The organism is Desulfosporosinus meridiei DSM 13257, assembly GCF_000231385.2.
GTDB classification, from domain to species: Bacteria; Bacillota; Desulfitobacteriia; order Desulfitobacteriales; family Desulfitobacteriaceae; genus Desulfosporosinus; species Desulfosporosinus meridiei.
In genome coordinates this window covers 2,654,595-2,667,810 of the sequence record NC_018515.1, presented here as the reverse complement: position 1 = coordinate 2,667,810, position 13,216 = coordinate 2,654,595, and the positions used below count along the sequence as shown (strand labels likewise).

The 13,216-nt window shown below is 41.0% G+C and carries 10 protein-coding genes; all 10 read left to right on the top strand.

Features of this window, described 5'->3' with window-relative positions:
- Positions 1 to 15 precede the first annotated feature (15 nt).
- The 10 genes from acsB (at position 16) to DESMER_RS12180 (ending at position 13,210) form a co-directional block, all read left to right on the top strand.
- Positions 16 to 2,196, top strand: coding sequence for an acetyl-CoA decarbonylase/synthase complex subunit alpha/beta (gene acsB, locus DESMER_RS12225; RefSeq protein WP_014903365.1), 2,181 nt, complete (start codon positions 16 to 18; stop codon positions 2,194 to 2,196).
- Positions 2,197 to 2,310: 114 nt separating this feature from the next.
- Positions 2,311 to 3,636, top strand: a complete 1,326-nt coding sequence (gene acsC / locus DESMER_RS12220; RefSeq protein ID WP_014903364.1) for an acetyl-CoA decarbonylase/synthase complex subunit gamma — start codon at positions 2,311 to 2,313, stop codon at positions 3,634 to 3,636.
- Positions 3,637 to 3,729: 93 nt separating this feature from the next.
- Positions 3,730 to 5,640, top strand: a complete 1,911-nt coding sequence (locus DESMER_RS12215) for an ASKHA domain-containing protein (RefSeq protein ID WP_014903363.1) — start codon at positions 3,730 to 3,732, stop codon at positions 5,638 to 5,640.
- A gap of 21 nt (positions 5,641 to 5,661) precedes the next feature.
- Complete coding sequence (locus tag DESMER_RS12210) at positions 5,662 to 6,423, top strand: ATP-binding protein (RefSeq protein ID WP_014903362.1); 762 nt, start codon at positions 5,662 to 5,664, stop codon at positions 6,421 to 6,423.
- A gap of 15 nt (positions 6,424 to 6,438) precedes the next feature.
- Complete coding sequence (locus tag DESMER_RS12205; protein WP_014903361.1) at positions 6,439 to 7,401, top strand: acetyl-CoA decarbonylase/synthase complex subunit delta; 963 nt, start codon at positions 6,439 to 6,441, stop codon at positions 7,399 to 7,401.
- 73 nt (positions 7,402 to 7,474) lie between these two features.
- On the top strand, positions 7,475 to 8,269 hold the full coding sequence (locus DESMER_RS12200) for a methyltetrahydrofolate cobalamin methyltransferase (protein ID WP_014903360.1): 795 nt from the start codon (positions 7,475 to 7,477) through the stop codon (positions 8,267 to 8,269).
- A 363-nt stretch (positions 8,270 to 8,632) separates the two neighbouring features.
- Entirely contained in the window at positions 8,633 to 9,397 is a 765-nt protein-coding gene (locus DESMER_RS12195; protein ID WP_014903359.1) for a hypothetical protein, read from the top strand.
- Positions 9,398 to 9,505: 108 nt separating this feature from the next.
- Positions 9,506 to 10,648, top strand: a complete 1,143-nt coding sequence (locus DESMER_RS12190) for a sensor histidine kinase (RefSeq protein ID WP_014903358.1) — start codon at positions 9,506 to 9,508, stop codon at positions 10,646 to 10,648.
- Positions 10,645 to 11,283: a response regulator gene (locus DESMER_RS12185; protein ID WP_014903357.1), complete on the top strand. Its 639-nt coding sequence runs from the start codon at positions 10,645 to 10,647 to the stop codon at positions 11,281 to 11,283. The genes DESMER_RS12190 and DESMER_RS12185 overlap by 4 nt, the downstream gene beginning before the upstream one ends.
- A 190-nt stretch (positions 11,284 to 11,473) precedes the next feature.
- Complete coding sequence (locus tag DESMER_RS12180; protein WP_014903356.1) at positions 11,474 to 13,210, top strand: MBL fold metallo-hydrolase RNA specificity domain-containing protein; 1,737 nt, start codon at positions 11,474 to 11,476, stop codon at positions 13,208 to 13,210.
- Positions 13,211 to 13,216: the final 6 nt, after the last annotated feature.

Genomic DNA, 13,216 nt, shown 5'->3' with positions numbered 1-13,216 from the left:
AAAGGAGGAATGTATATGTCTATGGAGGAAATTTACGCAGACGCAATTAAAGACCCCAATAATCAGCCTAAGAAACTCTTGCGCAGAGCCTACGATGGTACCACCATTGCGATGACCTATGCGGAAATCTTATTAAATCGGGCAATTAAAGATTTTGGAACGGATCAAGAAGTTGGTTATCCAGATACAGCATATCACCTTCCGGTTATCACCTGTCTTTCTGGAGAAAAGGTTACCAAATTAGGTGAATTAGTTCCGATACTTAATCGCATGCGTAGTCAAATTCGCACAGATCTGACGTTTGATAATGCTCGGCTATGGGGTGAGTCTGTACTCTATGCTGCGGAAATTATTGAGACACTTAATTATTTGCGTGGAGAGCAACCAAAAGTTAAACCTTGGACCGGATTCCTTGGTGACCCGATAGTTCGGAAACATGGTATTAAGATGGTTGACTGGACGATTCCTGGAGTTGCAGTAATTTTAGGACGGGCAAAAGATTCTCAAGCCGCTAAGAAAATAGTCGATAACCTAATGGGAAAAGGGTTCATGATCTTTCTTTGCGATGAGATCATCGAGCAATTGCTCGAATTAAACGTTAAAATCGGAGAAGACTACATCGCTTTCCCTGTAGGAAACTTTACTCAAATTATTCACGCTGTGAACTATGCCTTCAGAGCAGGGCTTGCTTTCGGAGGAATTCCGGCGGGAGAACGGGAAAACCATCGTGATTATCAACGTCGTAGAGTCCGGGCTTTCGTTCTCAATCTTGGCGAATTGGATGATGTCAAGATTGCTGCATCAATGGGCGCAATTTTTATGGGCTTCCCAGTTTTAACGGACCAAACCCTTTCTGAAGACATGCAAATCCCAGATTGGTATATCTCCGAACCCGATTATGAGAAAATAGTCCCCTTGGCTATGGAAGTTCGCGGAATTAAGTTAACCAATATCGAATTACCGATTCCGATTAACTTTGGACCGGCATTTGAGGGTGAGACGATCCGCAAAGGAGACACCTATGTCGAATTTGGTGGTGGACGAACCACCGCTTTTGAACTAGTCCGCATGGTTGGGCCCGATAATATCGTAGACGGTCAGGTCACGGTCATTGGTCCCGATATTGATACTGTTCCGGAAGGAACCAAACTTCCATTAGGACTTAAAATCGATATTTACGGACGTAAGATGCAGGAAGATTTTGAAGGGGTTTTTGAACGTCGAATTCACTATTTTGCGAACTATGGTGAAGGCGTTTGGCACGTGGCCCAACGTGATTTGTGCTGGGTACGGATATCCAAAGATGCCAGAGCCAAAGGTTTCTTAATGAAACACTTTGGTGATCTCTTAATTGCTAAGTTAAAAGAAGAATTCCCAGCAATTATCGACCGTGTCGAGGTTACAATCATGCTTGACCAAGCTGCGGTTGATGAAGGCATTGTCATTGCACGTGAACGTTATAGAGCTCGTGACGACCGCATGAGGAGCTTGACTGATGAGTCTGTTGAAGACTTTTACTCCTGCTTGCTTTGTCAGTCATTTGCTCCAAATCACGTTTGCATTACTACCCCGGAACGGGTTGGTCTATGCGGTGCCGTGAGCTGGTTAGATGCTAAAGCATCTCATGAGATAGCTCCCAACGGACCTAACCAGCCAATCCCTAAAGGGCCAGCGATTGATGAATTAAAAGGTATGTGGCAATCATGCAATGACTATCTATATAAAGCTTCTAACAATACCCTAGAAGAGGTCAACCTCTATACACTTATGGATAGGCCGATGACATCCTGCGGATGTTTTGAAGCTATTATGGCTATTGTTCCCGAAGCAAACGGACTTATGTTAACAACCCGTGAGCATTCCGGAATGACTCCTTGTGGTATGACCTTCTCCTCACTAGCCGGAACCTGTGGTGGTGGTATGCAAACTCCAGGCTTTATGGGAATTGGAAGAACATACCTGCTCAGTAAAAAGTTTATTCCTGCCGATGGTGGAATAGCAAGAATTGTTTGGATGCCTAAAGAGCTGAAAGAGTTCTTAGGTGAAGACTTTGTTCAACGCTCAATTGATGAAGGTTTGGGTGCAGACTTCATTGATAAAATCGCGGATGAGTCAGTTGGTACAACTGCAGAAGAAATCATTCCTTTCCTTGAGGAAAATGGACATCCATGCTTTGGTCTTGACCCTCTAATGTAACAGTATGATTGAAACTATGGCTATCGCCTACGTCTAGAACTAGGCGCTAGCCAAGTTTCTAATAACCTTGCAAGTCTGCTTCTTATTCGAGATCGATTAGAAAGGGGATTTAAAATGGCTCTAACAGGTTTAGAAATCTATAAACAATTACCCAAGAAAAACTGCGGAGAATGTGGAGTGCCAACTTGTTTAGCCTTTGCTATGGCATTGGCTTCGGGAAAAGCTGCTTTAGATTCATGCCCATATGTAACTGAGGCAGCCAGAGAAAACTTAGACTCTGCAGCAGCCCCCCCTATCAAAGCTATAAAATTCGGTAAAGACTCTGTTCTTGGTGATGAGACTGTTCTTTTCCGTCATGATAAGACATTTTATCATCCTACAACTTTGTTGATTCATGTCTCCGATTCCCTTAGTGATGATGAGTTAAATGCCAAGATTCAAGAAATAAAAGGCTTAGAATTTGAACGGGTCGGACTACAATACTCGATCGACGGTGTAGCTGTCGTTCAAGAATCGGGAGATGCTGCCCGCTATGCTAAGGTAGCTGCTACTGTTGCAGAAGCTACGGATAAGTCATTGCTCTTATTAAGCAACGATGTAGTAGCTTTAAAAGCTGCTTTAGAGCCTTTGGCGTCCCGCAAACCACTTATCGGTTCTGCGACCGCGGATAATTACGAGGCTGTGGTTAATCTGGCTAAAGATAACTCTGTTCCTGTGATCATCAAGGCAGAAGGTCTTGAAGCTCTCGAAGAACTTGTTACTAAAGCACAAGCTCTAGGGTATAAAGAATTTGTTTTAGATCCCGGCTCAAGAACTACGGTTAATACCCTTGAGAATCTTACCCAATTCCGGCGTTTAGCTATTAAGAAGAAGTTTCGCCCCTTTGGCTTCCCGGTTATTACCTTTACCAGTAACCAGGATCCAATGGAGGAAATAATGGAAGCCACAGTTTATGTGGCAAAATACGCTAGTGCTGTTGTGTTAAAAACCAGTAAGAAAGCTCATCTGCTACCCTTAATGACACTTAGACAAAACATTTACACTGATCCTCAAAAGCCAATTCAAGTAGAACCAAAATTACACTCTGTAGGTAATGTTGATGAAAATTCCCCATTCTACATTACTACTAACTTCTCCCTAACCTACTATAGCGTTGAAGGTGAAGTGGAAACTTCCAAGATTCCAAGTTATATACTCCCAATAGATACGGATGGTACTTCAGTCCTTACTGCCTATGCTGCAGGTAAATTTGAACCGGAAAAAATCGTTGAAGCAATGAATGCAAGTGGTATCGCAGATAAAGTAAAACATCGCAATATCATAATTCCGGGTTATGTGGCAGTAATATCAGGCAAATTATCTGAGCTATCTGGTTGGAAAGTCGTTGTCGGGCCACGTGAATCCAGCGGTATTGTATCATTCTCTAAAACTCTATCCTAATACTTTGTAACAGGCTATCAGAGGAAAGAAAGATGTTTTTATTATATTGATCACACTAATGGGATTTCTTGGTAAAGTAAGGAAGTGAATGCGATGTCCCAGTATCAAATTAAATTCATGCCCGAAAATCGTGTTATAGAAGTCGCTCATGGAACATCTCTGCTCAGTGCAGCCGCAAAAGCCGGAATTACGGTTAAATCCGGATGTGGAGGCAAGGGAACTTGTGGTGCTTGTAAAGTTGTCGTGTTAAGTGGAGATCCCATTATTGAAGGAACCGGAAATCTCACTCCTGAGCAACTCTCTAAAGGGATACGGCTGGCTTGCAAAACACTGATTCAAGGAGATATGACCATAGAGGTACCTCCTGAGTCACGGTTACAAGAACATCAAGTTTTATTAGGGGATGTACAAAAAGGACTCTTACAGGAAAGCGAACATGATTTACTCGATAAATTTGGACGTCATCCTTTAGCAAGAAAGCAGAGAATTTCACTTTCTAAACCAACCTTGACGGAAAATTCAAGTGATTGGTCTCGCCTGAGTATAGAACTCCGTCGAGTTTTACAAACAGGAGAAAAGCCCATTCATATTCCTTTATCAGTACTCAAACATCTTCCAGAATTACTTCGCAAAGCTAATTGGGATGTATCCATTACAATGACAGACACTGAAGCTGGTTTAACGATTACGCATATCGAACAGGGGAATGATATCCCCCCTTATGGAGTCGCTATTGATATTGGTACTACGACGGTCGTTGTCTACCTCGTAAATCTCATTACGGGTGAAATCGTCGATCAACAAGGTACTTATAATAAGCAGGCTAAATATGGAGACGACGTAATAACACGTATCGTGTATGCGGTTGAAAGAGAGCAGAACTTAATAGAGATCAGAGATGCTGTTGTAGAAACCGTCAATGGTCTGCTTGATAAGATCCTTGCTCGTCAATCCTTGAGTAGTAAGGATATCTCTAGTGCGGTTGTGGCAGGGAATACTACGATGACTCAGCTGTTCTTAGGCGTAGATCCTCGGTACATTCGATTGGAACCTTATATTCCCACGATGACAACTGCTCCCTCATACCCTGCTCGAGAGCTTGGGCTTCATATGTTGCCCGAAGCCCTGGTGCATTCCTATCCCTCAGTAGCGAGTTATGTTGGAGGGGATATTGTAGCAGGAACTTTGGTGACGGATTTAGCCAGTGGTGAAGACATTATACTTTTTATCGACATTGGGACGAATGGAGAAATTGTACTTGGCAACCAAGATTGGTTAGTTGCTTGCGCCTGTTCGGCAGGGCCCAGTTTTGAAGGCGGAGGAATTACCTTTGGAATGAGAGCTATGCCGGGTGCAATAGAACGAATTTTTGTGGATCCGAAAACTTTGGATGTATCTCTTAAAGTTATCAATAACCAGACACCTGTAGGAATATGCGGATCGGGGCTTGTGGATTGTATAGCTAAACTTTTGAGCGCAGGCATTATTGACCGTGCCGGTAACTTTCAGTTAGAGCATAAGTCAGGTTCGCAGCGCTTAAGAGCGACTGCCGATGATAAGCAGTTTGTTCTAGCTTGGGCTCATCAAGCCGGTGGAGAGAAAGATGTGGTCATCACTGAAAACGATATTAAGAATGTTATTCGAGCCAAAGGTGCGATTTATGCTGGAATTCGCTCATTATTAAACATGGTTGCAGTAGATATTGAAATGATTAGCCGAATAATTATCGCAGGTGGTTTCGGCAACTATCTAAATATCCATGATTCAGTCCAAATTGGGCTGCTTCCAGATCTTGAACCAGAGCGGTTTGAGTTTGTTGGGAATGCATCTGTTAAAGGAGCACGACTGGCATTGTTATCTCAAAATGCTTGGCGAGAAGCAGAAGAATTAGGACGAAAAATGACCTATGTTGAACTTTCAGTAGGAGCAACCTATATGGACGAATACATGGCCGCGTTGTTTTTGCCCCATACGGATATGTCACTATTTCCATCTTTTCAATAAACGTTGTTATGGAGGTCTATTATGTCAAAATATATAGCTGTAGCAGGTAAAGGTGGAGTAGGAAAAACCACATTCACCGCTTTATTACTTAGGCAAATGGTTCGCCGTGAAAAAGGGACTTCGATTCTTGCAGTCGATGCAGATCCCAATGCCAATCTTGGTGAAGCTTTAGGCTTGGAGGTAACCTCGACAATATCTGAATTGCTCGAGCAAAGTAAAGATCCTAAAGCCATTCCCCAGGGCATGCCTAAAAATGTTTTTATTGAGTACAAACTTCAGCAGTCCTTAGTTGAATCGAAAGATATTGATCTGCTGGTCATGGGAGGGCCTCAAGGGGCGGGTTGCTATTGCTATCCTAATGATATCTTGCGCAAGCACCTCGAGAACATTGGAGAAAACTATGATTTTGTAGCTGTGGATTCGGAAGCGGGATTAGAGCATATCAGCCGACGTACGATTCCCCGGATCGAAGTCATGTTTGTCATCAGTGATTCTTCGGCCCGAGGTATTCGTTCAGCGGGAAGAGTCCATGAGCTTATTAAAGGACTTAAATCTGCTGTGCAAACTATCTATTTAATTGTCACCAAGACTTCAGAGGGAAGTATGAAATCGTTAGAAGAAGAAATCCAACGTACTGGCCTAACTGTAATCGGAGATATTCCGTTGGATCCCTTAGTTGTGGAATATGACTTGGCTGGCAAACCATTATTTGATTTGCCCGATGATGCCGTCTCGGTACAGGCAGTAGAGGCTATTCTGAACCGTGCCGGAATCTTTAACTAGAAAGGAGAGAAGTTCATGTCCGTAGCGTTAGTAAAAGAAAAATATTCTAGTAAAGTTGGAGAGGTAGTACTTGGCGCGACTGCTGAACAGGGTGGAACAAGAACCCATACAATTACGGTTGGAGGGGATAGTGCCCTACCTTTTCTCCACTTTGAAGGAGAAACAAAGAACCGTCCGGTAATTGCTATGGAGGTCACAGATGTTGTGCCTTCTTGGAATGATTTAATAAAAAATCAAATCGGAGATGTCATTAATAATCCCGCCGCCTGGGCTAAAAAATGTGTAGATGATTTTGGCGCAGACCTCATCTATCTAAAGCTTGATGGTGCGAACCCAGAGGGTGAAAACCGTTCTCCCGAAGATTGTGCTCGTATTGTAAAAGAAGTCTTAGCTGCAGTTGGGGTTCCCTTAGTTGTAGAAGGATGCGACAATGCTGAGAAAAATAATGAAATCATGGCAGTAATTGCTGAAGCTGCTGCAGGGGAAAACCTCTTAATAGGTATTGCGGAACAGGATAATTACAAATCAATTGCGGCTGCAGCAATGGTTCACAAACATACCCTAATTGCTCGTTCGCCTCTTGATATTAACATCTGTAAACAGTTAAATATCTTGATCCATGAAATGGGGCTTCCTTTAAACAAAATCGTAATTGACCCTACGGTTGCCGGTCTAGGATTTGGAATTGAGTACGTTTATTCAATTATGGAACGTGCTCGTTTGGGAGCTTTGGCTAATGATAAAATGCTTTCTATGCCTATTATCTGTACAGTAGGATATGAAGCTAATCGTTGTAAAGAAGCCTATGCAACCGTCGCGGAGTTTCCCGGATGGGGGGATCTCGAAGATCGTGGAGTACTTTGGGAAGCGGTTACAGCATCCGGCGTTCTTCAAGTCGGAGCTAGCATTCTGGTAATGCGCAATCCTGCAGCAGTTGCTTTGGTCCAAAAGAACATTGCTGATTTGATGGGAAAATAATCCCCGAAATCACCAGCATAATCCAACCACCTTCATTTTGTATTTCTCTAAAAAATGAAAGGACGTGAACTGAATGATTATTTTTGGCGAACGGATTAACGGGATGTTTACTGATATTGGAGAGGCACTTCGCAACAAAGATCCAAAACCGCTTCAATATTGGGCGGTAAAGCAACAAGAAGGAGGCGCTCACTACCTAGACGTCAACTCTGGTCCTGCCATTCCTTCAGAGGAGAGAGTTGAAGCCTATGAGTGGATGGTGAATGTCATTCAGGAAGTTTCTGAGTTACCTCTCGTCTTAGATTCAACAAACTATAATGCCATTGAAGCAGGCTTAAAAGTCTGCAAACGTCCTGCAATTATTAACTCTTGCCCAGCTGAGCAAGTGAAAATCGAACGGGTCTTCCCAATGGCTATTCAATATAATGCAGGTATAATCGGGTTAACTATGGATAAGAAGGGTATTCCTAAAGACGCCGAGAATCGCGTTGCCTTCGCCATGGAGCTTGTAGCCGCCGCTGACGAATATGGAGTACCAATGGAGGACCTCTATATTGATCCATTGATTCTTCCTGTAAACGTTGCTCAAGAGCATGCTCCAGAAGTCCTAGAGTCTTTAAGACAAGTGAAGATGCTGGCAAACCCAGCCCCACGTACGGTCTTAGGTTTATCAAATGTGTCTCAGAAATCCCCGGATCGCAACCTAATTAATCGCACATATTTAGCTATGGCAATTGCTTGTGGACTTGACGCCGCTATAATGGATGCCAATGATGATGACTTAGTCGACGTTGCAGCAACAGCTCAGATTCTCTTGAATCGAAGTGTCTATGCTGACTCCTATCTAAAAGTATTCCGTGCCCGCTAAATAATCTACAACATGGAATTCAGGGGGAGGGCTACCTTTGGGCCTCTAAGTCCTGACGTTCAACAGAACAATTAGATTGTCTAATTTATATTAGTACACCATGAAAGAGGGCTGCAGTAAACTTTGTTTGCTGCAGCCCTCTTAAGTATAAATAGCTAAAACATACTGGTCGTAACATTTAAAAATAACCTAGAAAGTTTGAACGTATTCCTGAAGAAATAAACAGGGTAATATCCATGTAAGTAATATTATCCACTTGTAGTATGCTTAATTGACAAATTAAGAGACAATCTCTTTAATCCTATCATAGCATCATGAATACAAGCATAGCTATTACAGATAATAAACTGGAAGGGGATAATTATGGAGGCATATTATCATAATGATCCAAGAATTGGAGAATGGGTAGAAAAAATCATTGAAGAGATTTTCACAACGTGTTTGTTGACAGGAGTTGAATCAGAGGCAGAATTTCAAAAGGGATGCGAATTTGTAACTAAGTTGGCTTCGTTATTACAGAATTTTCCCGCATTTCCTTCTGAGTACTTAGCGGATGTTCTTAAACAAATCATTGAACAGCAATTGCCAGACTCACGTGTTATTGGTAACTTTCCTTCATTCAAAGACATAATGAATAAAATGTTACAAGAAGGTATTTTAAAAGTAACGGATACCTCGAAAAGTTATCTATCGGACTCTACGAATAATTTGAAGTTTGATAAAGCGGAGATAGAGAATGTAGAAATAGAGGATTGTATCCCAGCTCTAGGCGCTATCTATGATCAAATTCTTCCGATAGAACAGCAAACTATTATTAAAGAAACGGAGACAAGCCCTAATATCTTGATTCCTAACCATATAGATCGGCTTAAAACAGTTCTAAATCATGTATTCGTCAATGCTGTTATTATGTGGGATGTTACTATATCAGGACAAAAAGTATTTGCACAGGTAGAGGATATTCTATTTTGCCATAGTGATTCAACGAGCCCTTGTGAAACAGAAAAACTTCAACAGGAAGGTTGGAGAGTGTTAATCATAAACGATGAAGATCTTTATTATCCTCGAAGATTAGAAAGAAACATCAAAAATACTATTCGGCAGGGTAAAAATAGTAAAAAGAGATAAGTTATCTTATTTTTCTATCAAGAAGTAGGAAATACTGTTTCTGTGTCGAATAAAACAATATAGAAGGGTAAAGTGAATAGATTCAAATTATTGAAATGAGGAATAATTTTGACAGATCAGTTGGGAGAAATAATCAAGAACACATTAAAGGCAATTGAATCAGGGAAAGAGGAAATCTTTTTAATTGCTGAAACATCTCGAGCTGAAACCCAGCGGCTTGTTAATGAACTCTCTCAACTAAAAACTAATATCAAAGAAATCATTTCACAAGTTGATTGTCAAGATAAGGTTGAACGGCGTATGCGTCAAAAGCTGATGGAAGTAAATCGCTCTTATCAAAAATATACTCAAAAAGAAATGATGGATACTTATACAGAGGCAAAAGATGCCCAAGTTAAGTTGCAGCTTTTACAACAAAATGAAGTTCAATTGCGCAAGCGACGGGATGACCTGGAGCGGTCTCTTACCCAAATGCATGTTACAATAGAACGGGCTCAAAATCTTATGACTCAGGTAAGCATGGCGATTAGCTTATTGCAAGGCGGGGTAGTTGAAGCCTTGCAGACTCAGAATCACGAGCAACGAGTTGAGATGGGACTGCGGGTTATTAAAGCCCAGGAAGAAGAACGGCGTCGTGTCGCAAGAGAAATTCATGATGGTCCTGCTCAAACGCTTGCGAATATTGTTTTGAGATTGGAAATTGCAGAAAGACTATTAGAATTAGATCCGAGTCGAGTCAAAGCAGAACTAAAAGACCTTAAGAATCTGGTTCGTGCAAATTTACAAGATATTCGCAGAATTATTTTTGATTTACGTCCAATGGCCTTAGATGATTTAGGAATAGTTCCGGCAATTTCTAAATACCTTGATAATTTCCAAGAAAATTATGGCATTAAATGTGAGTTGCTTATCGAAGGTAGAGAAAGACGTCTTCTTCCGGCAATGGAAGTTGCTCTGTTTAGACTAGTACAAGAAGGAATGACGAATGTTGCCAAACATGCTCATTCTGGTAAAGTTGACATTTCTTTGATTTATCGTGAAGATTGGACAATTGCTAAAATACGTGATTATGGCAAAGGTTTTGACGTAAAATCGGCTATGAATTCTCCAGGCGAGCATTTTGGTCTTGTAGGAATGCGTGAACGTGTCGAAATGTTCTCTGGTTTATTTTCTATACACTCAACAATTGGCAAAGGAACATTGATTGAGCTTTCAATTCCATCTAACCAGGAGGGAGGAACGACAACTTGATAAAAATTGTAATTGCTGATGATCATCCCTTATTACGAGAGGGGCTTCGTCGCATTTTAGAATTTGAAGATGGGATTGAGGTCGTTGCAGAAGTAGGAGATGGTCAAGGTGCCATCAATATTGCACGAGCAATGAAATTCGATATTTTATTAATGGACTTAAATATGCCGGGGGTTAATGGCTTAGAAGCCGGCAAAGTAATTCGTCGTGAATGTCCGGAGGTTGGTATCTTAGTACTAACTGTTGATGATTCAGATGAGAAGGTTTTTCAGGTTCTTCAAATTGGCGTAGCAGGTTATCTGCTGAAAGATGTTGATTCTAAAACTCTTATCCAATCTATTCGGAAGGTTTACTCTGGCGAGCCAATCTTATCCCCCAGTGTGACAGGGAAGCTACTTGATCAATTAAGTCAACCTAGCCCTATGAAGGATACATGTGGGCTAAGTGATCGAGAAATGGAAATACTCCATTATGTCGTTAAAGGGGCTTCAAATCGTGAGATTGGAACCTCTTTATTTATAAGTGAAAAAACTGTTAAGAATCATTTGTCGAGTATTTATCGCAAACTTGCTGTCGAAGATCGAACACAAGCAGCTCTTAAGGCAGTAAAACTTAATCTTTTTCAGCTGGATTAGGTTATACAGATGATTATAGATTGCTAAACTACCAATAAAAAGGTAAAATAAATTGAGACAAGTTTGTAGAGTAGTGTAAAAATGGTAAATATAATAGCATTGTTCAAAGAAAAGCGTCCAAATGCTATTCTATCAGAGAAGTATTCTGACAAGAAAAGCATAGAGACGCTATTTTTGGAGGATTGATTAGATGAAAATTAGCTTTTTTGGGGCAGCACAGGTTGTCACAGGGTCTTCTTTTCTATTAGAAACAGGGGATTCGAGAATCCTAATTGATTGTGGTATGTTTCAAGGTTCCAAAGCACTCAAAGAGTTAAATTATGGAGAATTCCCGTATAATCCAGCAAGCCTTGACGCTGTTATTCTGACACATGCTCATACAGACCACTCAGGTATGTTACCTAAACTGATTAAGTCTGGTTTCAAAGGCACAATTTGGGCTACACCTGAAACAATTAAGTTATGTTCAATAATGCTTCCGGACAGTGGGCATATACAGGAGATGGAAGTAGAACGAAAAAATCGAAAACGTAATAGAGCAGGGCTTGAACCACTGGTGCCAATTTATACTGTCCAAGATGCCATTAATACTATTTCCTACTTTAGGTCAGCACAGTACAAAGAAATCGTTGAATTAGCGCCAACTATTTCCTTTCAGTTCTACGATGCTGGTCATATACTTGGTTCAACCCATGCTGTACTTCATATTAAAGAACCCAATTACAATAAAACCGTTGTGTTTTCCGGTGACATAGGAAATGTAAACCAACCATATATTCAAGATCCTAGTATACTCAGTGTAGCAGACATCGTTGTTATGGAAACAACTTACGGAAATCGACTCCATTCCGAAAATAGTGACGGCAGCAAAAATGATCGTTATGAGCAACTTGCTCAAATAATCCGTTCAACCTATGAAGCCGGTGGGAATTTAGTTATTCCTGCTTTTGCAATTGAACGTACTCAGGATTTATTATTTTATCTACGTCGATTGCAGGACGAGCATCGGATACCAACACTACCTATATATATTGACAGTCCTTTGGCCATTGCAGCTACAAAAATATTCCAAGAAAACACGGATAATTTCGATTCGGTAACTCGTGAACTAATAAAAACGGGAAATAACCCTTTAACAATGCCCAATGTTCATTTTAGTCAAACTGCTCAAGATTCCATGGCTTTAAATAGTATTGAAGGTGGGGCAATTATTATAGCTGCCAGCGGAATGGCAGATGCGGGTCGAATTAAGCACCATTTGAAGCATAATCTATGGAAAAGTAATGCAACAGTTTTGTTTGTAGGATATCAGGCTCAAGGAACCATTGGTCGAATGTTATCCGATGGAGTTGATACCGTAACTATTCACGGTGAAAAGGTTGCGGTTAATGCTCGGATTACTCATATGGACGGTTTCTCAGCTCATGCAGATCAAGCAGAATTAATTCATTGGCTTTCATTACTTGGGAAGAAAGCAGAGCAGATTATTCTTATTCATGGGGAATTAGAATCACAGACAAAATTTGCCGAGAAGGTTTTGGAGGAGTTTGGTAAATCTCCTCTTATACCACAGCTTGGAGAAACAATTGAATTTACTGAAGGAAAAGTTCTTCAACATCCACCTGAAAAAGTTTGGCTTTCTATAGCTCCTAAGGAAGATATGGATAAGGAGACTGCCTCAAGTCCATCAGAAAAGTTAATCAGCAAGACAATAATTCAACCAACTGCTCCTACTTATAAGAGATTAAAGTCAACCGTCTCCAAGACATCACGTTCACAGGTCAATAGAGCATATATTAGGCTGCGACATCATCTTAAGAGAGTTATCGACCAAGGATTAAGAACTCGAGATTTCGACCGTGTCGTTAATATATTAGATAGCTTAACGCGATTGCTGGAAGAGCAAGAGCGAAAATCAAGACGATAAGACTTA